Below are 23360 nucleotides of genomic sequence, written 5' to 3' on the forward strand. Positions count from 1 at the left end.
CGGAACCCGGCGGCCACGGTTGGATGAATGCATGCGCATCGTGCTCGCCGGACTGCTCACCGTAACCACCCTCACCGGCTGCGGCAGCCACCCGCCTTCGGTCCGCGCCTCCCCCGTCGCCGCCCGCCCATCGACCGCCTCACCCGCGGATCACGCCGGTGCCGGGTCGCCTGCGGTCCTTCTCCTCGGTACCGGGCAGGACATCCGGACGCCCGGCCTCGCCGCCCGGGTCACCGTGACCGGCAGTACGGCCACCGCCTCGGCGTATGCCGTGCGGGTGAGCGTCCACGTCCTGCGCGGCACCTGGGAGTTCGGCCCGGCGCTGATCCGCCTCCGGTACACCGCACAGCCGGGCGGCTCCCCGGTCGACACGACCCCGATCGAGGGCGGCGCGATCCCGCCCGCGATGACCCTGCACCCCGGCACCGCCCTGTCCTGGCGGATCCCGTTCGAGCACGCGCCCGGCGCCGGCGCGCAGCTCCTGCTCACCGACCCGACCGGCACCACCCTGGCCGCCTGGACCACCCGCTGAGATCACCCGGCCGGCACGACTCCGGCCCGGCCGTCGTTAGGCTCCGTGGCATGACCACTCCCGCTCCCCAGGAGCTTGGCCTGATCGAGGCCCTGCACTCCACCCCGGCACGCCGTTACCTCTCCACCGAGCCGGTCGCCGACGAGATCATCCGCGACATCCTGGACGCCGCGGTCCGCGGCCCGTCCGGCGGCAACAGCCAGGGCTGGGCCTGGATCGTCGTCCGCGACCCGGAGATCAAGAAGCAGATCGCCGGCTGGTACCGCGAAGGCTGGGAACGTCACTACGGCTCCCGCCGCGACCAGATCCTGAACGCCACCGACGGCCCGATGAGCAAGCGCAGCTTCCTGGCCGCCGACCACCTGGCCAACCACTTCGAGGAAGCCCCGGTCTGGATCGTCCCGGTCCTGCTCGGCGCCGCCAAGTCCAGCAACCCCCGCCTCGGCTCCTCGATCTACGGCGCCGTCCAGCAGCTGATGCTGGCCGCCCGCGCCCACGGCCTCGGCTCCACCCTCACCACCCTGCACATCGGCCACGAGGAGGACGTCCGCCGCGTCCTCAACCTGCCCGACAACGCCCTGACCATGGCGATCGTCCCGCTCGGCTACCCGAGCCAGGGCCGCTGGGCCCAGCCCAAGCGCCGCCCCTTGGACGACGTGATCTTCTTCGACCGCTACCAAGCCCCCTAACACCGCAACGCACCCCCGCCGCAAGCCCCGCCAACCCTGCGTGGGGACTTACGGCGCACCCCGCACCCAAACTCCCCACACACGCCCCTGCCGAACACTGCGTGGGGACTTACGGCGCGCACCGCACCCAAACTTCACACACACGCCGCCGCCGAACACTGCGTGGGGACTTGCGGTGCGCACCGCACCCGAACTTCACACGCGGGTGTTTTTCGGGGTGGTGGGTGGGTGGCCGGAGTATTGGCCGGTGGGGCGGAAGCGGGCGGGGCGGTTCGCGTATTCCTCCAGGGCGTGGGCCAGCCAGCCGGCCGTCCGGGCGACCGCGAAGATCGCCTCGCCGGCGTCGGCGGGCATGTCGTAGCGCAGGGTGAGGGCGGCCAGGGCCAGGTCGATGTTGGGCAGGATGCCGGATCTGGTGCGGACCGCGGTGGCCAGGCGGGTCGCGGCGGCGGTCACCGGGTGGTCGCCGAGCAGGGCGAACAGGGCTGTCGCGCGGGGGTCGCCGGACGGGTAGAGCGGGTGGCCGAAGCCGGGGAGGCCGCCGCCGGCGCGGAGGCGGTCGGAGATGACCTCGATCGGGTCGGTGCCGGTGAGTGCCGCGGCGAGCAGCGGGTGGACCTGCTCGCTGGCGGCGCCGTGCAGGGGGCCGTCGAGGGCCGCCAGTCCGGCACTGATCACCGCGTAGGGGTGTGCGCGGGTGGAGGCCGCGATCCGCGCGGCCAGGGTCGAGGCGGCCATGTCGTGGTCGGCGAGCAGGATCAGGGCGGCTTCCAGGGTTCGCCGGCCGGTGCCGGAGATCGGCTGCGCGGTGAGCCGCGGCCACAGCAACCCGGCGAGCGACACCGGCTGGTCTCCAGGGGTGCCTGGGCACCCCGGAGGCACCCCTGGAGACCAGCCGGTGTCGCTCGCTGCGGCCGTCCCGGTGGCGGAGCCGGGGGTCAGCGGGAGGGCGGCGACCATGGTGGCGAGCAGGGTGCGGCCGGTGGTGAGGACGGCGGCGGGGCTGGTGTCGAAGCGGAACGGGTCGGCGGCGGCGAGGGCGGCGACCGTGACGCGGAGGCGGTCGGTACGGCGGGCCGCCGGGGGCAACTCGCTGCCGATCCGGCGGGCCAGGGCGGCCATCTCCTCGTCGACGGTGAACGGCTCGTCCAGCAGTTCGCCGGTCCAGAGCAGCCCGGCGACCGCCTCGTAGGTCGCCTCGACCGCCAGCGCCGTCGCGTCGTGACCGCGATAGAACAGGCCGCCGTCCTTGATCAGGGTGATGCCGGTCTGGATGTTCGGAGTGACCCGTTTACGGCCGGCGATCAGGGCGTCGACATCGGCCTTGGCGAACAGGCTGCCCTTGCCGGCGGCGTTGCGGCGGCTGGGGAGCAGGCCACGGCTCACGTAGGCGTAGACAGTCGCCGGCTTCACGCCGAGACGCTCGGCGACCTGGTCGGTGGTGAGCAGCTGGTCGGGCATGTGCAGATCGTCTCATGTTGACCGGATCAACATTGACCGGCTCGGCGTCACGTCATCATCGTGAGGGCATGCTCACCGTCAACCCAGGACTTGCCGGTGTCGTCGCCTTCGACACCGAGATCGCCGAACCCGATCGTGATGGCGGCTCGCTCCGCTATCGCGGTGTCGACCTCCGCTCGCTGGCCGGTCAGGTGTCCTACGCGGACGTCTGGGGGCTGCTCGCCGACGGCGACTTCACCAGGCCGCTGCCGCCGGCCGAGCCGTTCGACATCCCGGTGCGTTCCGGGGATGTCCGGGTCGACGTGCAGGCCGCGATCGCGATGCTCGTCCCGCAGCGGGGCCTGCGGCAGTTGATCGACATCGACGACGCGCAGGCCCGGGACGACCTCGCCCGCACGTCGGCGACGGTCCTCGACTACGTCGCCCAGGCGGCCCGCACGATGGATGAGGACACCACCGCGGCCGTCCCGCAGCGGCTGGTCGACGCGGGACGCAGCGCCACCGAGCGGTTCATGATCCGCTGGCAGGGCGAGCCGGATCCGCGGCACGTCGCCGCCCTCGACCGCTACTGGGTCTGCGCGGCCGAGCACGGGATGAACGCGTCGACGTTCACCGCGCGGGTCGTCGCGAGCACCGGCGCGGACGTGCCGGCCTGCCTGTCGGCGGCGATCGCGGCGCTGTCCGGCCCGCTGCACGGGGGCGCGCCGGCCCGGGTGCTCGGGATGGTCGAGGAGGTGGAGCGGTCCGGTGACGCGCGCGCCTACGTGAAGAGCGTCCTGGACAGCGGCCGTCGACTGATGGGTTTCGGTCATGCGGTGTATCGGGCCGAGGACCCGCGGGCCCGGATCCTGCGGGCGGCGGCGTTCGAGCTGGGTGCCCCGCGCTATGAGGTGGCCCGGGAGCTGGAGCTGGCCGCCCTCGCCGAGCTGCGGGAGCGCAAGCCGGACCGGGTGCTGGAGACGAACGTCGAGTTCTGGGCCGCGGTCGTGCTGGACTTCGCGGGTGTGCCGGCCGAGCTGTTCACCGCGCTGTTCACCTGCGCGCGGACGGCGGGCTGGAGCGCACACGTCCTCGAGCAGAAGCGCCTCGGCAAGATCATCCGACCGTCCGCGGACTACGTCGGCCCGGGCGCGCGCGAGGCCGCCGAGCTGCCCGGCTGGACCGACGCCACCCGGCGCAACGCATGACCCCGGCCCAGGACCGAGCCGGCCGCACCACCACCGACAAAAGCGCCAACAACAGAGGCGACAGGAGCAACGACGCCGACGCCACAGACCACGGCAAAGGCGACAAGAGCGCCGACAAGACGAGCGACGACAGAGGCACCGCCGAGCAGCGGATCGATTTCGGACGCACGGCCCAGGACTACGCAAGGCATCGGGCCGGTTTCCCGCCCGCGCTGGCCGACCGGCTCACGTCGTACCGCATCGGCGCCGCAGGCCAAAAGATGTTGGATCTGGGCACCGGGACCGGCAGCCTGGCCCGCCTCCTCGCCGCCCGCGGCGCGACGGTGACCGGCCTCGATCCGGCGCCGTCCCTGCTCGCCGAAGCCGCCCGGCTCGACCGCGAAGCGGGCGTCGCCGTCACCTACACGGTCGGCACCGCCGAGCGGACCGGCCTGCCCGACGCCTCCTTCGATGTGATCACAGCCGGACAGTGCTGGCACTGGTTCCGCGCGGGCGAGGCGGCCGCCGAGGCGCGCCGGCTGCTGAGGCCGGGCGGCCGGATCGTGATCGCGCACTTCGACTGGCTGCCGCTGCCGGGCGGCGTGGTGGCAAGAACCGAGGAGCTGATCCGGGCGCACAACCCGGCCTGGGCGATGGGCGGCGGGACCGGGTTGTACCCGCGCTGGCTCACCGACCTGCGGGTGGCCGGGTTCGGCGGGGTGGAGACGTTCTCGTTCGACGTGGACGTGCCCTACTCGCGGGTGGACTGGGTCGGCCGGATCCGGGCCAGCGCCGGCGTGGCCGCGAGCCTGCCACCGGCCGCGGTCGAGCGGTTCTCCGAGGAACTGACCGCCCTGATCACCCACGACCAATTGATCATCCCGCACCGGGTCTGGGCGGTCGTCGCGACACGGTGACCCCCTACCCCGCGAGGGTCGCGTACCGGCCACCGTCGAGCAGCAGGGACTCGTGGGTGCCGGACTCCAGGATGCGACCGTGGTCGATGACCGCGATCTGGTCGGCGTCGCGGACCGTGGACAGCCGATGCGCGATGGTGACCGTGGTCCGGCCGCGGGCCAGCTCGTCGAACGCCCGCTGCACGGCCCGCTCGGTCTCGTTGTCGAGCGCGCTGGTCGCCTCGTCCAGCACCAGGATGCGCGGGTCGCGCAGCAGGGTCCGGGCGATCGCGATCCGCTGCTTCTCACCGCCGGAGAAGCGGTGACCCCGCGAGCCGACCATGGTGTCGTACCCGTCCGGCAGAGCCGCGATCAGCGAGTGGATCTGGGCAGCCGTGGCGGCCGCGACGAGTTCCGCGTCGGTGGCGTCCGGCTTCGCGTACCGCAGGTTCTCCCGGATCGTGGTGTGCAGCAGGTACGTCTCCTGACTGACCACGCCCACGATGTCGGACAGGTCGGACAGGTCGAGGTCACGCAGGTCGACGCCGTCGATCGTGATCCGACCGGCGGTGGGGTCGTAGAAGCGCGTGATCAGGGCCGCGATGGTGCTCTTGCCCGACCCGGTCTCCCCGACCAGGGCCAGCGAGCTGCCAGCCGGCACGTCCAGCGTCACACCGGCGAGGGCTGCGGCCGGGCTGCTGTCGTACGCGAAAGTGACGTCCTCGAACCGCAAGTGGCCACGGACCTCGGGCAGACAGACCGGACGGACCGGCGAAGCGATGTCGACCGGCAGGTCGAGGTACTCGAAGATCCGCGCGAACAGCGCGAGTGAGCTGGTCAGCGTCACGCTCACGTCGAGCAGGCTCATCAGCGGCCGGAACAGGTTGCCCTGCAGCGCGGTGAACGCGACGAGCGTGCCGATGCTCATCCCGCCGGCCGCGAACGGCAGGCCCGCGGCGAGATAGATGGTCGCCGGGATGACCGCGAAGATGATGTTCATAGCGGCCATCCGCCAGCGGCCGGACAGCTCGGAGCGCAGCTCGAGGTCGATCAGCCGGTTCGACGAGCCGGTGAACCGGTCGACCTGCGCGGCGCCGGCGCCCATCGTCTTGCTGAGCTGCACGCCGTTGATCGACAGGCCCTCTTCGATGATCACGTTGAGCTCGGCGAGCTCCCGCTGGCGCTCCGCGGTGATCTGCTGGCGCATCTTCGCGACGCGGCGGGTCAGATAGATCGCCGGGGGCAGCACGAGCAGCGAGATCAGGGTGAGTTGCCAGGTCAGCGCGACCATCGCGACGATGGTGGCGACCACGGTGGTCAGATTGGCCGCGATGCTGGTCGCGGTCGAGGTGACCACCGACTGCATGCCGCCGATGTCGTTGGTGATCCGGGACTGCACCTCGCCGGTGCGGGTCTTGGTGAAGAAGCTCACCGACTGCCGCTGCAGGTGACTGAAAACGTCCACCCGCAGGCGGTGCATGACCCGCTGGCCGACGCCTGTCGAGATCCAGGTCTGGATCACGCCGAGCACCGAGGTGACCGCGGCGACCACGACCATGCCGAGCACCAGGTAGACCAGCAGTCGCAGGTCGCTCTGCGGCAGCGCGACGTCGATGACCTCGCGGAGCAGGAACGGTGACGCCATGCCGAGCACGGACGACGCCACGATGATCGTCACCACCAGCGTGAGCTGGTTGCGGTGACCGGTGAAGAGCGCGCCGATGCGGCGCAGCGAGACGGATCGGGCTTGCGCCTTCTCCGCCGGGGTCACGGTTCGTCCCGCGCCCCGACCAGGTCGTTCAGCCAAATTCAACACCATTTCCTCGTACGGGTGGAAGCCGCCCGGGCCTCCCTCAATAAGCTGAGGTTACCTCAACATGAGGGAGCAACGGTAATCGCGGCTAGGATGTTCCCGTGGAGGAAGAGTCGTTGCACGAGGCGTTCTGGGCGGTGAGCCGGCGCATCCGCGAGCACGCCAAGCGCGAGATGGAGCCGTGGGGTGTCGCGCCCTCCCAGTTCCGCGCGCTGAACGTGCTGCTGTCGCACGGCGAGATGCGCCTGAGCACGCTCGCCGAGCACCTGCGGATCGCGCCGCGCTCGGCCACCGAGGTGGTCGACGACCTCCAGGAGCGTGGCCTGGTCGAGCGCCGCCCCGATCAGGGCGACCGGCGGGCGACACTCGTCGCCCTGACCGACGCGGGCCGGGCCACCGGGGACGGGATCCGGGCCGCGCGGGCCGCGGCGAGCGAGCGGTTGTTCGCGGCGTTGAACGACACGGACCGCGCGGAGCTGGGCCGCATCCTCCGCAGCCTGGTCTGACCCGGCCCGCCGCGCCGGCAGCCGGTCGGCGGCGGGAAGCAGGCTGGTTCTCAGGGGTGTGTCCGAGCTTGCGAGGCACCCCCGAGAAACAGCCGGCTTCAGAAGCGGGACCAGCCGTCAGAAGCGGCGAGCCAGCGACGGGCGGAAGGTGACCGCCCCGCACGCGGCGACCCCGCCGAGGCAGAGCAGCGCCAGATAGAGCACCGCCGGCACCGCCACCAGCGACGTGGCGCTCAGCACCCCGAGGGCGAGCAGCGCGATCAGGCACCAGGTCAGGCTCACCCGGGCGACGTAGCCGAGCGCGTCACGGGCCAGCACCGCCCGCTCGTTGACCCGGCCGTCCGGGCCGACCCGCATCGACTCGGCGAACTCGTCGGCGGCCTGGGCCAGCGACGCCGCGTCCACGACCGACTCCATCGCGATCTCGAACAGCGCGAGGGTCCGGTGCGCCCCGGCGTGGCCCGGCTCCAGCGCCAGCGCGCGACCGATCGACTCCCGCGCGGTGAGCGGGCGGCCCGCGGCGAACATCGCGCGGCCGAACGTGACGTGCAGATCCGCGTCGTAGCCGGCCAGCTCGATCGCCACTTTCAGCCCGTCCAGGGCGTCGCCGACCCGGCCGGCCGCCAGCTCGGCCTCGCCGAGCCGGTTGTGCAGCCGCGGGTTGCCCGGGTCCTCCCGGCAGGCGGCCGACGCGGCCTCGATCGCTTCCCGGTGCCGGCCCAGCTCGGTGGCGGTCCGGCTGAGCCAGTACAGCGTCTCCGGGCCGTGCGGGTCGAGGAGCCAGGCGGCCTTGGCCGAGCGCAGCGCGCCGTCCAGGTCACCCATGTCCAGGTGGGCCCGGGCCATCCGGTGCCAGGCCTCGACGTTCTCCGGTTGCCGGCCGACGATCGGCGCGAGCAGATGGGCGGCGTTCGCCGCACGACCACGGGCGAGCAGGTCGTCGGCCTGGGAAAGAAGGGGCTCGGTTCGCACGAGGCCTCTGATCGGCGCTCAACGGTCCGAGCTGGGGAAAGCGAACGTTGCGTCCCAGGTGCGACTTTCCCGGTCAGGACCGCAGCTCGTCCCGATAGGCGGTCAGCGACTCCACCATGCCCTGCACGAACCTTTCGACCACCTGGAGCTCCGCGACGTCGAACTGATCCATGACCGCTGTCGTCCGAGGTGCCATCGGTGTGAAGAACGCCACCGCGAGAGCCATCCCGGCGTCGCCGTATCGCAGGTGCACCACCCGGCGATCGGTGCTCTCCCGGCTGCGGCGCAGATGGCCGCCCTTCTCCAGGCGGTCGATCATCGCGGTGGTGGCGCCCGAGGAGAGCCCCATCGCCTCGCCGAGCCGGCCCGGCGTCAGCGGCGTACCGGCCCGCTCGGCGTGCATCACCGCGAGCAGGGCGTGCAGGTCAGGGCCGTGCAGGTGGTTCCGGCCGGCGAAGGCGTGCCCGATCTGGTTGGCCTCGCTGGCGTACGCGTTGAGCAGGTCGACGAGCCGCGAGCGCAGTCTCTGCCGCTCCGCCGTGTCATTCAGGTCCTCCACGCGGGTAAGTGTTGCAGATCCCGTGCCAGTCATGGAGACTCTCGATTATCGAGATTCTTTGTTTTGGAGGATTCATGAGACGGGCATGGGCTTCTCTGCTCCTGGCCCTGGTGCTCGGCGGTCTGGTGATCGGCCTCTCCGGGTCGACCAAGGTCACCAACGATCCGAACGCCTCGCTGCCATCGTCCGCCGAGTCCACCCGGGTGGCTCAGCTGCAGAAGCAGCTGCCGTCCGGCCGGACCAACGCGGCACTGGTCGTGGTGGCCAAGAACGGTCAGCCGCTGACCGACGCCGACCTGGCGGTCGCCAAGACCCTGGGCACGCCGATCGTCAGCGCCGACCGCAAGGCCGCCATCGTCTCGGTGCCGCTGCCGGCCGGGATCTCGTCCGACGAGATCATCGCCGCCGTCGCCGAGCTGCGGGCCAAGGCCGTGGCCGGGCTCCCGGACGGGGTGACCGCGCAGGTCACCGGCGGCGCCGGGTTCACCGCCGACCTGGCCGACAGCTTCACCGGGGCGAACACCCGGCTGCTGCTGGTCACCGTCGTGGTGGTCGCGCTGCTGCTGCTGGTCACCTATCGCAGCCCGCTGCTCTGGCTGGTCCCGCTCGCCGTGGTCGGGCTCGCCGACCGGCTCACCACCGGCCTGCTCGCGCTGATCTCGCAGCACACCAGCCTGCCGATCAGCGGCTCCACCACCGGCATCGTGACCGTGCTGGTGTTCGGCGCCGGCACCGACTACGCGCTGCTGCTGATCTCCCGGTACCGCGAGGAGCTGCACCACCACGAGGACCGGTTCGAGGCCATGCGGGTGGCGTTGCGCGGCGCCGGGCCGGCCATCGCGGCCAGCGCCGGCACGGTGATCCTGAGTCTGCTCACCCTGCTGCTGGCCAGCTTGCAGAGCAACGTGTCGCTGGGTGTCACGGCCGCCGCCGGCATCGCGGTCGCCGCGGTGTTCGCCCTCGTCGTGCTGCCGGCCGCGCTGGTGGTCTGCGGCCGCGGGCTGTTCTGGCCGTTCGTGCCGCGGGTCGGCCAGGCCGGCGTCGAGGCGGAGAAGGGCGTGTGGGCCCGGATCGGGCGGGCGGTCGCCCGCAAGCCGGTCGCGGTCACGCTCGCCTCGGTGATCATCCTCGGCGTGCTCTCGGTGGGCGCCCTCGGCACCCGGCTCGGGCTGTCGCAGACCGAACAGTTCCGGGTGAAGTCGGAGTCGGTGGCCGGTCTGGAGACGCTGTCGAAGTACTTCCCGGCCGGTTCGGCCAGCCCGACCATCGTGCTGACCAGCCCGGACAAGGCGCAGGCGGTGCTGGCCACGGTCACCGGCACGGCCGGGGTCGCCCAGGCCCGGATCGCCGAACAGAACGCCGAGCAGGCCAGCATCCAGGTGATCCTGGACGCGGCGCCGGACACCACCGGGGCGTTCGACGCGATCCGCGCGCTGCGCGCCGAGCTGGACGGGCAGGCACTCGTCGGCGGCAGCGTGGCGACCAGCCTGGACACCCGGGAGGCCACCCGGCACGACCTGCGGGTGATCGCGCCGGTGATCCTGCTGGTGGTGCTGCTCGTCCTGGTGGTGCTGCTGCGCGCGCTCGTCGCGCCGCTGCTGCTGATCGTCACGGTGATCGCCAGCTACGGCGCAGCGCTCGGCGCCGGGTCGTTCCTGTTCGGCCACGCGCTGGACAACCAGGTGCCGTTGTTCTCGTTCCTGTTCCTGGTCGCGCTCGGGGTGGACTACAACATCTTCCTGGTCACCCGGGCCCGGGAGGAGGCCGGCAAGCGCGGCACCCGGGACGGCATGGTGCACGCCGTCGCGGTCACCGGCGCGGTGATCACCAGCGCGGGCATCCTGCTCGCGGCGGTGTTCGCGGTGCTCGGCGTGCTCCCGGTGATCACCCTGACCCAGATCGGCGTGATCGTGATGATCGGGGTGCTGCTGGACACCCTGCTCGTACGAACCGTGCTGGTCCCGGCCCTGGCCACCATCCTCGGTGACCGATTCTGGTGGCCCGGCCACCCGCACATCCCGGCCCCGGCCGGCGAGGACGCCGCGAAGCCGGCGGCCCGCGCCGACGGCGACCAGGCCGACCGCCCCAAGGCGACCGAGTCCGCCGACCACGGCTGACCCGCACAGGACGAGGGCCGGGCGACCTCCACGGTCACCCGGCCCTCGCCCTTCTCCTGTCGCCGGCTCAGGACGGCGACGCCGGGGCGGCAACGCCGGCGAACGGGATCGAGGTCGGTGCGGTGTTCTTCTCGCCAGCCGGGTGGCGCCAGAGACCGCGGCGGCCCAGCTCCGGCAGCACGCCCTCGCCGAACCAGTACGCCTCCTCCAGGTGCGGGTACCCGGACAGGATGAACTCGTCGATGCCGAGCGCGGCGTACTCCTCGATCCGGTCGGCGACCTCGGTGTGGCTGCCGACCAGGGCGGTGCCGGCGCCGCCGCGGACCAGGCCGACGCCGGCCCACAGGTTGGGCGAGACGACCAGGCCGTCGCGGGCGCCGCCGTGCAGGTCGAGCATCCGGCGCTGGCCCTCCGACTCGCTGGTGCGCAGGCCGGCCTGGACGGCGGCGATGTCCTGCTCGGAGACGTTCTGCAGCAGCCGGGCGGCTTCGGCCCAGGCCGCCTCGGCGGTGTCCCGGGTGATCACGTGCAGCCGGATGCCGAACCTCATGTCCGGCTTCAGGGACCGGATCCAGGCCAGCTTCTCGGCGACCTGGGCCGGGGGCTCACCCCAGGTCAGGTAGACGTCGGCGTGCTCGGCGGCGACCGGGCCGGCCGCCTTCGACGAGCCACCGAAGTAGATCGACGGGGGCGTCTCGGGGACCCGGGCCAGTGTGGCGTTCTCGACCTTGAGGTGCTCACCGTCGTACGAAACAGTCTCGCCGCGCAACAGCGGCCGCACGATGCCGAGGAACTCCGCGGTGCGCGCATAGCGCGCGTCCTTGTCCAGGAAGTCGCCGAACTGGCGCTGCTCGGCGGACTCCCCGCCGGTGACCACGTTGAGCAGCAGCCGGCCGCCGGAGAGCCGCTGGAACGTCGACGACATCTGCGCGGCCAGGGTCGGCGAGATCAGCCCGGGCCGGAACGCCACCAGGAACTTCAGCCGCTCGGTGACCTCGCTGAGCATGGCCGTGGTCAGCCAGGCGTCCTCGCACCAGGCGCCGGTCGGGGTGAGCGCGCCGACGAAGCCGAGCTGCTCGGCGCTGCGTGCGATCTGCCCGAGGTAGCCGATGGTCAGCGGGCGCACCCCGCCGGCCGAACCGGACGGCGTGCCGTGACCGCCACCCACGATGTCCCGGCTGTCGCCGTTGGTGGGAAGAAACCAGTGGAAGTCCATGGCGCGAGCCTACCCAGATCTCCCATCGGTTCAATAGGATGGCCCACATGATCGATGAGGCTGCATACGACGAGGCCCGGCTGCGCGACTGGGCGGCCGGCCGGGCACGCGGGTTCGCCCGCCGGGACCTGTTCGCCCTCGCCGCGGTGGCGGGCACGGCCGGTCTGCTGCCGAGCCCGGCGCAGGCGGCCGACGCACCGATCGTCAAGCCGCTGCCACCGGAACTGTTCAAGGTGTTCGGCACGAACGCCGAGACGAAGTGGTCGGCCTTGAAGGGCCAGGGCTACTACGTGCCGATCGACCGGTTCTTCGTCCGGAACCACACCAGCACACCGATCATCGACGCCGCCGACTGGAGCCTGGAGATCTCCGGCTCCGGGCTGCGCGGCCCGGCCGCCCACGTCACCCTGGACGACCTGCGCCGGCTGCCGGCCGAGAGCCACGCGGTCACCGTCGAATGCGCCGGGAACGGCCGCTCCTACTACACGTCGCAGCAGGGCCAGACCGTCTCCGGTACGGCCTGGGGCCTGGGCGCCGTCGGCGTCGCCCGCTGGCGCGGCGTGCGGCTGTCGACGGTGCTGCGCCGGGCCGGTCTGCGCCGCGACGCGCTCGACGTGCAGCCCAGCGGCCTCGACCCGCATTACGTGACCGGCGGGGTCGACCTCGGCCCGGTGCGCCGCCCGATGCCGCTGACCAAGGCGCTCGACGACGTGCTGCTGGCCTACGAGATGAACGGCGAGCCGCTCCCGCCCGACCACGGCTTCCCGGTCCGGGTGATCGTCCCGCACTGGATCGGCATCGCCTCGATCAAGTGGGTCGGCAAGATCGAGGTGTCCACCGAGCCGCTGTTCTCGCCGTGGAACACGCAGTTCTACCGCCTGTTCGGCCCGGAGTTCCCGGCCGAGGGCCAGCCGTTCGACCGCCAGGTGATCAAGAGCGCGTTCGAGCTGGACCCGGGCGCGACGTTCCCGGCCGGCCGCTGGACGACACTGACCGGCCGCTCCTGGTCGGCGAACGGCCCGATCCGGCACGTCGAGGTGAGCACCGACGGCGGCGCGAGCTGGCGGCGGGCCCACCGGGTCGGTGCCTCGATCGAGGGCGCGTGGCAGCGCTGGGAGCTGGACTGGCAGCCGTCGGCCGGCGCGCACGAGCTGCTGGCCCGGGCCACCGACGTGCACGGTCACACCCAGCCGGAGGTGGCCCGCTACAACACGCTCGGTTACCTCTTCGACGCGGTGGTCCGCGTCCCGGTCACCGCCGCCTGACCATTTCCGGTCGACGTTCCGGACGCGAAAAGGGCCGGCGCGAAATGCGCCAGCCCTTTTTCACGAAAAACGATCAGGACTTGAAAATGTCCTTGATCTTCTCGCCGGCCTGCTTGACATTGGCACTGGCCTGGTCGGCGTGGCCCTCGGCCTCGAGCTGCTCGTTGTCGGTGGCCTTGCCAACGCCCTCCTTGACCTTGCCGCCGACTTCTTCAGCCTTGTTGTCGACCTTGTCGTCAAAAGCCATGGTGTGCCTCCGGGGTCTAGATGTCTACGACAATCGAGATACCCCGCCGCCGCCGCGCTACACCCTTCTCAGGAAACTGCCAGCGGTCCACTTTTGGTTAACCCTTTTCCGGTACGAATACGGAGCGCACGCCCGCAGGCTACGAGCCACGTCCCGGGGTGGCCTCGCGCGACGCCGTCCCGGGCCCGGACCGCCACGCGCCACGCGGCCGCCCCTCCCCCGCGCGACGTTCCTGCCACCCCGGACCGCCACGCGCCGCCGGCCGCCTCTCCGCCGCGCGACGTGACTGCCAATCCGGACCGCCGCGCGCCTTGCGGGGGTTGGCTGGTGCTCAGGGGTGCCTCCGCGGCGCGGAGGCACCCCTGAGCACCAGCCGGGATCGTGGGACGCGCGGCGGTCCGGAGGCTCGGTCACCTCGCGGGGGTGGGTGCGGCGATATGGTGGGCGCCGACCACAGGGAGCGCGGATGCCACCGAGGAAGGCCGTCGGCACAGCGAAGGCCGCGCCACGGGCCGGGCGCACGGGCGGTCCGCCGGCCGCCGGGACGGCCGCTCCGCGTACTGATGCAAGAACCGGCAAATCTTTCAAGGACGCAGCAAAAGATCCTTCTCGCAGCACGGCCAAAACCGGCAAAACCACCTCGAGTGACGTGGCGGCAGCGGCCGGCGTGTCCCGATCGGCCGTCTCGTTCGCGTTCAACAACCCGCAGCGGATCTCGACCGCGACCCGGGAGCGGATCCTGGCGGCCGCCGAGGCGCTCGGCTACACCCCGAACACCCTGGGCCGGATGCTGCAGGCCGGCACGACCAACTCGATCGGGGTGCTGCTGCCGCAGCGGCTGGCGCAGATCCTGGAGAACCCGTACTACGCGCGGTTCCTGATGGGCGCCGGGCAGGTCTGCGACCGGGAGGGGTACACGCTGCTGCTGACCCCGCCGCTGCGGGACTCGGTGCTCAAGGCGATCCCGTACGCGGCGGTGGACGGGTTCATCGTGTGCGGGCTGGAGATCGACCGCGGCGAGGTGGCCGAGCTGGACCGGCGCCAGATCCCGTTCGTGCTGATCGACTCGGATCGGCACGAGGGCGCGCCGCACGTCGAGGTGGACGACCGGGGCGGCGCCCGCGAAGTGGCCCGCTACCTGCTGGAACTCGGCCATCGGCGGCTCGCCGTGCTGTCCATCGACCCCGGCCCGGACGTGGCCGAGCGGGGCTATCGCGGGCCGCTGGGCCGCCGCCTGGCTGGCATCGCCGACGCGCTGGCCGAGGCCGGCCTGACGATGGCCGACGTCGCGCTCGCCGAGGTGCCGGTGACCCGGGCCGACGGCTACCGCGCGACCCGGGAGCTGATGGCCGGGCCGCGGCCGCCGACCGCGATCCTGGGGCTGTCCGACGTGCTCGCCTACGGCGCGGTCGACGCCCTGCGCGAGCTCGGGATCGACGTGCCCGGCGACGTCTCGGTGACCGGCTTCGACGATCTCGCCGAGTCGGCGTGGTTCCGGCCGCGGCTGACCACCGTACGACAGCCGATCGTGACCAAGGGCCGGATGGCCGCGGACTTCCTGATGTCCGCGATCCGGGGTGAGGACCAGCATCCGCACCAGATGCTCGGCACGGCACTGGTCATCCGGGATTCCGCCACAAAACCGGCATAGCGCTGCGGTTGCAAAAACTTGCAGAAAGAAAGCAACCGTTGGGCTATGTAACACGTGTTAGTTGCCTGCTAGCGTTCCTCGCCATGACCGATCAACTGATCGCACCGCCCACCGTCGAGGCGCCGCCGGCTTCCTGGTGGCGCAACGCGGTCATCTACCAGATCTACCCGCGCAGCTTCGCCGACTCCAACGGCGACGGCATCGGCGACCTGCCCGGCATCAGCAGCCGCCTGCCGTACCTCAAGGACCTCGGCGTGGACGCGGTGTGGCTCTCCCCGTTCTACTCGTCGCCGCAGGCCGACGCGGGCTACGACGTCTCCGACTACCGGACCGTCGACCCGATCTTCGGCACCGTCGCGGACGCCTCCGAGCTGATCGCCGGCGCGCACGCGTTCGGCCTGCGGGTGATCGTCGACCTGGTGCCGAACCACTCCTCCGACCAGCACGAGTGGTTCCAGAAGGCGCTCGCCGAGGGCCCCGGGTCACTGTTCCGCGAGCGCTACCACTTCCGGCCCGGCAAGGGCGAGAACGGCGAGCTGCCGCCGAACGACTGGCCGTCGATCTTCGGCGGCCCGGCCTGGACCCGGGTCGCGGACGGCGAGTGGTACCTGCACCTGTTCGCCCCGGCGCAGCCCGACTTCAACTGGGAGCACCCGGCGGTCCGCGACGAGTTCAGGACCATCCTCCGGTTCTGGCTCGACCTGGGCGTCGACGGTTTCCGGATCGACGTGGCGCACGGCCTGATCAAGGAGGACGGCCTGCCGGATGTCGGCTCGGACGCCGAGTGGCACCTGCTGGGCGTCGGCGAGAGCCCGTGCTTCGACCGGGACGGCGTGCACGAGATCTACCGCTCCTGGCGGCAGATCCTGGACGAGTACCCCGGTGACCGGATCGCGGTCGCCGAGGCGTGGGCGCCGAACCTGACCCGGGTCGCGCACTACGTCCGCGAGGACGAGCTGCACCAGGCGTTCAACTTCAGCTACCTGGGCACCGCGTGGAACGTGCACGAGCAGCGCCAGATGATCGACGAGTCGCTGGCCGCGATGAACGCGGTCGGCGCGCCGACCACCTGGACGCTGTCCAACCACGACGTGGTCCGGCACACCACCCGGCTGCTGCAGCGGGCCGACGGCGAGGTGGCCGGCCGCAAGCCGGTCGAGGTCGACCCGGTCGCCGGTCTGCGCCGGGCCCGGGCGGCCAGCGCGCTGATGCTGGCGCTGCCCGGCTCGGCGTACATCTACCAGGGCGAGGAGCTCGGCCTGCCGGAGGTCATCGACCTGCCGGCGGAGGCACGCCAGGACCCGGCGTTCCACCGGGCCGCCGGCCAGGACGGGTACCGCGACGGCTGCCGGGTGCCGATCCCGTGGAGCGGCGAGGTCGCCCCGTACGGCTTCGGCCCGGACGGCGGCGCGAGCTGGCTCCCGCAGCCGGACTCGTGGGCGGGCCTGAGCGTGGCCGCCCAGGCCGGCGTGCCGGACTCGACGCTGGAGCTCTACCGGGCCGCGCTGGCGGTCCGCCGGTCGCACCCGGCGCTGCAGCCGATCGACAACCTGCGCTGGGTGACCGCGCCGGCCGGGGTCCTGGCGTTCGAACGGTTCGCCGACGGCGCGCCGGTGTTCCGCTGCACGGTCAACCTGGGCGACCAGCCGGTGACCGTCGACCGGCCCGGCGAGCTGCTGCTGACCAGCGGCCCGGTGGAGGCCGGACCGGACCAGGTCGTGCTGCCGCCGGACACCACCGTGTGGTGGTCCCTCTGATCTGAATCACCCCGGCCACCCGCGGACGGTGCGGGTGGGCGGGAGGTGCGGGCATGACACGGTCCTGGGGGACGTTGTCATGCCCGCACTTTTGCTCAGATCACGCGCCCGCTCACCGATCAGGCTCATTGACCTGAAGGCGGTGGAGCATGCGACCAGTGGGACGAGCGGCCGGTACGGCCGACCGGGTTCTGCTCCTGGCTGCCGTCTGGGCCGTGTTGAGCGTGCTGCTCGGCTTCCTCGGCGCCGCCGTGCACGGGCCGGCCTGGCTGCTCTGGCCGGCCGGGATCGGGGCCGCGGCCACCTCCGCGTACGCCTGCCGGGTCGCCGCCGCGGACGCTCTCGGCGCCGCACGGGTCTTCTGGCGCCGGATGATGATCGGCCTGTTCGTGCTGACCACCGGCACCGTCGAGCACGCCTCCCGGACGCTGCTCGCCGGGCACCCGACATCGATGGACCTGTTCGCCGCCACCTGCTATATCAGCGCGGTGGCCTGCGCCGTGCACGCCATGCTGCGGCTGCCCCGGGCACCGCGCAGCTGGCGGGCCAACCTGGCGAACTTCCTGGACGTCGCCGTGGTCGGGGTGGCCGGTTCGCTGGTCACCTCACACTTCCTGAGCAGCACCGCGGTGCCCGCCTCGACCGGCACGCTGGCCGCCGCGATGAGCCTGATCGTCCTGATCACCGCGTGCGCCGCGACGCTCGCGGTGATCCGGGTCGGCGTGATGGGCGCCGGGCCGGTGCACGGACCGGCGTTGTGGTTCCTCGCCCCGATCGGGCTGCTGGCCCCGGCCAGCTGGATGCTCACCCCGTGGACGTCCGGGCGGCCGTACCTGAGCGCCACCGCGATGACGATGATCCCGCTCGGCCTGATGTTCGCCTTCGCGGCGCGTTCCCAGGTGCGCGCCCAGCGGCGCCCGGCCCAGCCGGTCGACCAGCGGCGGGCCCGGCGCTGGCGGGGCATCAGCGTGGTCCCGATCGCGGCGATCACGGTCACCGCCGTCCTGCTGGTCTCCGTCACGCTGCGCCTCGGCTACCTGCCGGCCGACCTGGCCGGCGGCTCGGTAGTGCTGACCACCCTGGTGGTGATCCGGCAGCTGGCCGCGCTGTCGGACAACACCCGGCTCACCGACCAGCTGCAGGACCAGGCCAACCACGACGACCTGACCGGCCTGCCGAACCGGCGGATGTTCGCCGCCACCCTGCACCGGCGGACCGCGCCGGCCACCGTCGCGGTCTGCGACCTGGACGGCTTCGGCATCCTCAACGACCGGCTCGGCGACGAGCGGGGCGACGCGCTGCTGCGGGCGGCCGCGGCCCGGATCACCGAGACGTTCGGCGCCGACGCGTTCGTCGCCCGGCTGCTCGGCGACGAGTTCGGCGTGCTGATCCCCGGCGACCAGGACCACCAGGGCGAGCGGCTGGTCCGGGCGTTCCGGCTGCCGCTGCAGGTGGACGGGCACGACCTGCTGGTCACGGTGACCGTCGGGGTGGCCGCCGGCCGCGACGAGGTGGTGCCGGACCTGCTGCGCCGCGCCGAGCTGGCGCTCAAGGCCGCCAAGCGCGCCGGCGCCAACCATCACCAGGAGCACACCGCGGATCTGGACCAGACCGCGCAGCACGACGCCGACCTGGCCTCGGCGCTGCGCCGGGGCTTGGACATGGGCGAGTTCCAGCTGGCCTACCAGCCGATCGTCGAGCTGCCCGGCGGCCGGATCACCGGGGTCGAGGCACTGATCCGCTGGTACCCGGACGGCGGCGACCCGGTCTCACCGGTCGAGTTCATCCCGATCGCCGAGCAGACCGGGCTGATCCTCGACCTCGGCCTCTGGGTGATCGAGACGGCCTGCGCGGACGCGGCCCGGTGGCAGCAGCGGCACGGCGCGGACGCGCCCCGGGTCAACATCAACGTGTCGGCGCGCCAGCTGCTCGACCCGGACCTGCCGGACCAGGTGGCCGCGACGATGGCCCGCTACCGGCTGGACCCCGAGAAGATCACTCTGGAGATCACCGAGACCGCGGTCTTCGGTGGCGGCGCGGCGCTGAACACCGTGCGGGAGCTGCGGGACCTCGGGGTCGGCGTGGCCCTCGACGACTTCGGCACCGGGCAGTCCTCGCTCACCCTGCTGCGCACCTGCCCGGTCACCACCCTCAAGGTGGACAAGTCGTTCATCGACGAGCTGAACGGGACCGCCGAGCAGGAGGCCATCGCCACCTCGCTGAGCACCATCGCGGCGACCCTCGGGCTGCGCGCGGTGGCCGAGGGCGTCGAGACGCAGGCGCAGGCGGTGCGCCTCGAGGCCCTCGGTTACCGGTACGCGCAGGGGTACTACTTCGCCAGGCCCGGCCCGGCCGCGCTGATCGACACGGCGCTGGACCTGCAGCACGCGGTTCAGCAGTAGGTGGACTCCTTGCCGATCACCCGGTACGGGCAGTCGGCGATCTCGGCGAGTCGCAGCGCGGCCTCCCGGTTCCGGGCGGTCTGCGCGGTGATCACGCTGCCCGGCGGGTAGAAGCCGCCGCCGGACGTGCCCTTCGGGTACATCTCGAACGTGTACGCGAAGATCTTGTAGGTGCCCCACATCCAGTCCAGCAGGTCGCCGTCGGTGATGTAGAGAGCGCTGGACTGCTCGGCGGTGTAGCTGTTGGTGGCCGCCATCTGCTTGCCCAGGGTGGCGAGCGCGTTGTTGTCGTCGGTGGTCATCCCGGTCGCGGTCTTCGCGGTGGTGTAGCCGAACGGCCACAACACCAGCTCACCGTACGAGTGGAAGTCCATCGTCGCGGTGATCTGCTGCTTGCCGCCGACCACCCGGCCGGCCACGAAGTCCCGGATCACCTTGGTCTCCGGCGCGGAGAAGGCCGACGGTCCACGGTAGGTCGCCGACGACGGCGTGGTCGACGAGCCGCCGCAGCAGCCCCAGCGGAACGAGTAGTTGCGGTTCAGGTCGGTGCCGACCGCGGTGGAGCCGGAGTTCGGCTGGCGGTTCTTGCGCCACGAGCGGTAGCTGCCGGTGGCGATGTCGTACTCGGAGCCGTCCGGGTTGACCGACGGGACGATCCAGATCTCCCGGCTGTCCACGATGGTCTTGATCCGGCTGTCCGAGGCGTAGTCGTCGGTGAACTCGTGCATCAGGTAGAGCGCCTGCTCGACGGTGATGTGCTCGCGGGCGTGGTGGTTCGCGTCGTAGAGCACCTCCGGCTCGGCCTCGTCGGTGGCCACGTTGTCGGAGATCTTCACGGCCACGATGTCGCGGCCCTCGTAGCTCTTGCCGAGCACCCGCTTGCTGGCGATCGCCGGGTACTTGGCGACGATCGCGTTCACGTCGGCGATCATCTCGGCGTAGTTGTGGTAGGCGGAGTCGGCGGACGGGAAGTCCAGGATCCGGTTCGCCGGTTCGACGGTGAACCCCTGCCGCTGCAGCCGGCGCACCTCGGCGGGGGTGGCGGTGATCTGCACGACGGCGTGCTCGACGCCGTCGATGGCCGCGCCGCTGCGGGCGATGGCGTTCCGCTGGGTCGCGGTGTAGACGTCGTAGACCTCGTACGCGGTCGCCGAGCTCTCGTCGACTGCGGCCGCGGCCGGTTCGGTGGCGATCAGAGCCAGGGTCAGTGCGGCGAGTGCCGCCAGGGCGCGTCGTCTCATCCCTTCATTGCATCAACATTCGTCGATGTTTACCCCATGCCAATCCACCCCGGACACCGAGGTGATGCCCCCGGGTCGGCGGCTGGTCCGCAGGGGTGTCTCGACAGGATCGAGACACCCCTGCGGACCAGCCAGGGCCGGGAGGCGCGGCCGGGCCGGGAGCGGGGCGGACCTGGCGCGAGACCACCACGGGACTCGGCTGTGCACTCCCAGGCCGGAGCGGTCAGGAGGGGCGGGAGGTGTAGGGGTCGGGGACGACCGCGGCCAGATACTTCGACGAGCTCAGCAGGTCCTCGGTGAACGGGACCGTGACCAGGCGTTCGGTCAGCGCGAACGCGGCCTCGGTCTCCGGGATCTCCGGCGGGCTCGGCACGCTGAGGTCCGGGCCGGTCACCTTGAGGCCGACCGCGGTCATCTGGTCGACGAGCAGGTCCGGGCGGGCGCCGGTGCGCGCGTACGCGGTGTACGGATCGAACTCCACCAGCGTCCGCCCGTTCTCGGCGAGCAGGAACCGGCCGTCCAGCTCGACGTTGCGGAAGTCGGCGACCAGCCGGGTGTCCTTGGACAGTTCGGCGACCGCGTCGGCGACCCCGTACCGGGTGTACGTCTCGACCATCAGGGCCCAGCCGGCGGCCTGGGTCACCGCGACGATCACGCCGTCGTCGGGGGCCGCGGGCAGGTCGGCCCAGCCGTAGTAGCCGACCGGCCGCCCGTCGATGCGGCGCACCACCCGTTCCGGGACGAGACCGGCCAGCCAGGTGAGGGTGAAGCACTGGGCGAGGCGCGGTTCGGACCGTTCGAACCAGGCGAAGTCGGCCGCGGTCACCTCGGCGGACGGCGGCCGGGAGGGTGCCGGGGACCGTGACGGCGTGCCCCGCCGGGCACACCCGGACAGCAGAACCGCGGACGACAGCCCGGCCAGGGCCTGGCGCCTGTTCACCCGCCGAGTACACCACGCCGGCCGGGCGCGCGTGGCCGGAACCACGCACGCCCGGAAGCCCGCCGGAACGACGCACGCCGAAAACCGCCGGAACCACGCACGCCCGATCGGGTCAGACCGTGGCCCGGTCCCGGATCGCGTGACCGACCTCGGCGCGCAGCCTGGCGAACTCCGGCGAGCCACGCAGCTCGTCGGCCGGCACGCCGGTGCGGGGCAGGTCGATCGGCAGGTCCAGGGCGATCTGCCCGGGACGCGGGGTCAGCACCACGACCCGGCTGCCGAGGAAGACCGCCTCGTCGACGCTGTGCGTGACGAAGACGCTGGTCCGCCCGGACTCCGTGCTGACCTGGCGCAGGTCGTCCTGCAACCGTTCCCGGGTCAGCGCGTCCAGGGCCGCGAACGGCTCGTCGAGCAGCAGCAGCGGGTTCTCCACGGCCAGCGCGCGGGCGATCGAGACCCGCTGTTGCTGGCCGCCGGAGATCTGCCAGGTGCGGCGGTGCGCCACGTCGTGCAGGCCGACCCGGGCCAGCAAGTCGTCCACCCGGGACGGGGTGGCCGGCTGTCCGGCGTACTTGAGAGCCAGGGCGATGTTGCCGCCGACGGTCTTCCACGGGAACAGCCGCGGCTGCTGGAAGACCAGGCCGGCGCCCCGGCCCGGCACCGGCGCGGTGCCCGCGGTGCGGACCGTGCCGGTGGTCGGCTGCTCGAAGCCGGCGATCAGCCGGAGCAACGTGCTCTTGCCGCAGCCGGACGCACCGACCAGCACCAGGAACTCACCGGCCGGAATGGTCAGGTCGACCGGCCCGACCGCGGTGACGTCACCGTAGGAGCGGGTGACCGCGTCGATCGCGACCGCGGCCGCAACCGGGCCCGCAGGAGAAGGGACGACCGCGTCAGCGTCAGCTGAGGACACCAGGCAACCCCTTGACGTAGATCGCCTTCTGCACGTCGGCGAGGGCCGGCACCGCGTCGATCTTCTGCTGACCCTTGAGGAACTCGGCGGCGGCGACCAGGTTGTCGGCGAGCTTGCCGACGCTGGCCTCGGTGCCCAGCCACTCCGGCGACGCGATGTCGGCCGGCTTCAGGAAGACGCCCTGCTTGAGCTGGTTGAGCGCGTCGTCGGCGGAGAGGTTGAGCTCGGCGCCGACCGCCTTGGACGCGGCCGCCGGGTCGTTCGCGATGATGTCCAGGGCCTGCGCCTCGACCTTGCGCCAGGCGTCGACGGCCTCCGGGTGCGCACCGGCGAACGCGGTGGAGACCACGCCGAGGTCCAGCGTGGGCTTGCCGGCGGTGGCCAGCTCACGGCTGCTGATCAGGACCTTGCCGGTCTTCTTCAGCTCGTCGAGCGAGGGCAGCCAAGTGTACGCCGCGTCCAGGTCCCCGCGGGTCCAGGCGGCCTGGATGTCCTGCGGCTCCAGGTCCACGATGGTCAGCTCGGACTCCTTGACGCCGGCCTGCGCGAGCGCGGCGAGCAGGCTGTAGTGCGCGGTCGAGGCGAACGGGGTGGCCACCTTCTTGCCGCGCAGCGACGCCACGTCGGTGACCCCGCTGCCGTTGCGGGCGACCAGCGCCTCGTTGTCACCGGCCACGTCGAGCACGAACGCGACCTGGTACGGGATGTTCAGCGGCGCGGACAGCCCGCGCGCCACCGGGCTGGACCCGATCGCCGCGATGTCCAGGCTCTTCGCCACGAACGCGGTGTTGATGCTGGCGCCCGAGTCGAACTTGGTCCACGTGATCTTGTAGTCCGGCAGCGCCTTCTCCAGCAGCCCCTGATTCTTGACGATCAGGTCGCCGCTGGGGAACGCCTGGTAGGCGATCCGGATCGCCTTCTTCTCGGGGTCACCACCACCGCTGGCGGCGCCACTGCCGCAAGCCGCGAGCGCAAGAACCGAGACAAGAGCGAGATACTTCTTCATGAGAGGAACCC

General features: G+C 72.0%; 19 protein-coding genes and 1 pseudogene. 10 read left to right on the forward strand and 10 right to left on the reverse strand.

Features of this window, described 5'->3' with window-relative positions; all coding sequences use genetic code 11:
- Window positions 1-31 precede the first annotated feature (31 nt).
- Window positions 32-532, forward strand: a complete 501-nt coding sequence (locus tag Apa02nite_RS40070) for a YajG family lipoprotein (RefSeq protein WP_203829718.1) — start codon at window positions 32-34, stop codon at window positions 530-532.
- Window positions 533-582: 50 nt separating this feature from the next.
- Window positions 583-1221 (forward strand): nitroreductase family protein, encoded by a 639-nt coding sequence (locus Apa02nite_RS40075; protein WP_203829719.1) that lies wholly within the window; start codon window positions 583-585, stop codon window positions 1219-1221.
- A gap of 195 nt (window positions 1222-1416) precedes the next feature.
- Here Apa02nite_RS40075 and Apa02nite_RS40080 read toward each other — a convergent pair whose 3' ends face one another.
- A complete protein-coding gene (locus Apa02nite_RS40080; protein WP_203829720.1) occupies window positions 1417-2682 on the reverse strand; it encodes a citrate synthase in 1266 nt (421 codons plus the stop codon).
- Between the two features lie 68 nt (window positions 2683-2750).
- Between Apa02nite_RS40080 and Apa02nite_RS40085 the strand changes: the two genes are divergently transcribed.
- The gene (locus tag Apa02nite_RS40085) at window positions 2751-3869 is read left to right on the forward strand and encodes a citrate synthase 2 (protein WP_203829721.1); all 1119 of its coding nucleotides are present in this window, start codon (window positions 2751-2753) and stop codon (window positions 3867-3869) included.
- Window positions 3866-4765 (forward strand): class I SAM-dependent methyltransferase, encoded by a 900-nt coding sequence (locus tag Apa02nite_RS40090; RefSeq protein WP_203829722.1) that lies wholly within the window; start codon window positions 3866-3868, stop codon window positions 4763-4765. The genes Apa02nite_RS40085 and Apa02nite_RS40090 overlap by 4 nt, the downstream gene beginning before the upstream one ends.
- Window positions 4766-4769: 4 nt before the next feature.
- Here Apa02nite_RS40090 and Apa02nite_RS40095 read toward each other — a convergent pair whose 3' ends face one another.
- Window positions 4770-6563, reverse strand: a complete 1794-nt coding sequence (locus Apa02nite_RS40095; RefSeq protein WP_203829723.1) for an ABC transporter ATP-binding protein — start codon at window positions 6561-6563, stop codon at window positions 4770-4772.
- Window positions 6564-6658: 95 nt separating this feature from the next.
- Here Apa02nite_RS40095 and Apa02nite_RS40100 point away from each other — a divergent pair, with 95 nt between their 5' ends.
- Window positions 6659-7063, forward strand: coding sequence for a MarR family winged helix-turn-helix transcriptional regulator (locus Apa02nite_RS40100; protein WP_067707836.1), 405 nt, complete (start codon window positions 6659-6661; stop codon window positions 7061-7063).
- A 117-nt stretch (window positions 7064-7180) separates the two neighbouring features.
- On the opposite strand, the gene Apa02nite_RS40105 is transcribed toward Apa02nite_RS40100, so the two are convergent.
- Both Apa02nite_RS40105 and Apa02nite_RS40110 read right to left on the reverse strand, forming a co-directional pair.
- Window positions 7181-8035, reverse strand: coding sequence for a tetratricopeptide repeat protein (locus tag Apa02nite_RS40105; protein ID WP_203829724.1), 855 nt, complete (start codon window positions 8033-8035; stop codon window positions 7181-7183).
- 73 nt (window positions 8036-8108) lie between these two features.
- Window positions 8109-8594, reverse strand: coding sequence for a MarR family winged helix-turn-helix transcriptional regulator (locus Apa02nite_RS40110; protein ID WP_232345109.1), 486 nt, complete (start codon window positions 8592-8594; stop codon window positions 8109-8111).
- A gap of 74 nt (window positions 8595-8668) precedes the next feature.
- Between Apa02nite_RS40110 and Apa02nite_RS40115 the strand changes: the two genes are divergently transcribed.
- The gene (locus Apa02nite_RS40115; RefSeq protein ID WP_203829725.1) at window positions 8669-10711 is read left to right on the forward strand and encodes an MMPL family transporter; all 2043 of its coding nucleotides are present in this window, start codon (window positions 8669-8671) and stop codon (window positions 10709-10711) included.
- Window positions 10712-10778: 67 nt separating this feature from the next.
- Here Apa02nite_RS40115 and Apa02nite_RS40120 read toward each other — a convergent pair whose 3' ends face one another.
- Complete coding sequence (locus tag Apa02nite_RS40120) at window positions 10779-11927, reverse strand: LLM class flavin-dependent oxidoreductase (protein WP_067707827.1); 1149 nt, start codon at window positions 11925-11927, stop codon at window positions 10779-10781.
- Window positions 11928-11974: 47 nt separating this feature from the next.
- Between Apa02nite_RS40120 and Apa02nite_RS40125 the strand changes: the two genes are divergently transcribed.
- The gene (locus Apa02nite_RS40125; RefSeq protein WP_239164879.1) at window positions 11975-13192 is read left to right on the forward strand and encodes a sulfite oxidase; all 1218 of its coding nucleotides are present in this window, start codon (window positions 11975-11977) and stop codon (window positions 13190-13192) included.
- A 73-nt stretch (window positions 13193-13265) separates the two neighbouring features.
- Here Apa02nite_RS40125 and Apa02nite_RS40130 read toward each other — a convergent pair whose 3' ends face one another.
- Window positions 13266-13439, reverse strand: a complete 174-nt coding sequence (locus Apa02nite_RS40130) for a CsbD family protein (protein WP_067707820.1) — start codon at window positions 13437-13439, stop codon at window positions 13266-13268.
- Window positions 13440-14088: 649 nt separating this feature from the next.
- Between Apa02nite_RS40130 and Apa02nite_RS40135 the strand changes: the two genes are divergently transcribed.
- From Apa02nite_RS40135 to Apa02nite_RS40145, 3 genes are all read left to right on the forward strand, one after another.
- On the forward strand, window positions 14089-15090 hold the full coding sequence (locus tag Apa02nite_RS40135; RefSeq protein WP_275412875.1) for a LacI family DNA-binding transcriptional regulator: 1002 nt from the start codon (window positions 14089-14091) through the stop codon (window positions 15088-15090).
- 83 nt (window positions 15091-15173) lie between these two features.
- Window positions 15174-16847, forward strand: coding sequence for a glycoside hydrolase family 13 protein (locus tag Apa02nite_RS40140; RefSeq protein ID WP_203829728.1), 1674 nt, complete (start codon window positions 15174-15176; stop codon window positions 16845-16847).
- Window positions 16848-16996: 149 nt separating this feature from the next.
- Window positions 16997-19249, forward strand: a complete 2253-nt coding sequence (locus Apa02nite_RS40145; RefSeq protein ID WP_203829729.1) for a putative bifunctional diguanylate cyclase/phosphodiesterase — start codon at window positions 16997-16999, stop codon at window positions 19247-19249.
- Here the strand turns inward: Apa02nite_RS40145 and Apa02nite_RS40150 are convergent.
- The 4 genes and pseudogenes from Apa02nite_RS40150 to Apa02nite_RS40165 all read right to left on the reverse strand — a co-directional run.
- A pseudogene (locus tag Apa02nite_RS40150) lies at window positions 19243-20490 on the reverse strand (M14 family metallopeptidase); the annotation flags it as partial. The gene Apa02nite_RS40145 and the pseudogene Apa02nite_RS40150 overlap by 7 nt on opposite strands.
- A gap of 223 nt (window positions 20491-20713) precedes the next feature.
- Complete coding sequence (locus Apa02nite_RS40155) at window positions 20714-21430, reverse strand: DUF6461 domain-containing protein (RefSeq protein ID WP_203829730.1); 717 nt, start codon at window positions 21428-21430, stop codon at window positions 20714-20716.
- A 112-nt stretch (window positions 21431-21542) separates the two neighbouring features.
- Window positions 21543-22343, reverse strand: coding sequence for an ABC transporter ATP-binding protein (locus Apa02nite_RS40160; protein ID WP_203829731.1), 801 nt, complete (start codon window positions 22341-22343; stop codon window positions 21543-21545).
- Window positions 22330-23349 carry a taurine ABC transporter substrate-binding protein gene (locus Apa02nite_RS40165; protein ID WP_203829732.1) on the reverse strand — a complete coding sequence of 340 codons (1020 nt, stop codon included), beginning with the start codon at window positions 23347-23349 and terminating at the stop codon, window positions 22330-22332. Before Apa02nite_RS40165 ends, Apa02nite_RS40160 begins: the two co-directional genes overlap by 14 nt.
- Window positions 23350-23360 lie beyond the last annotated feature (11 nt).

This window comes from Actinoplanes palleronii, from assembly GCF_016862315.1.
Lineage (GTDB): Bacteria > Actinomycetota > Actinomycetes > Mycobacteriales > Micromonosporaceae > Actinoplanes > Actinoplanes palleronii.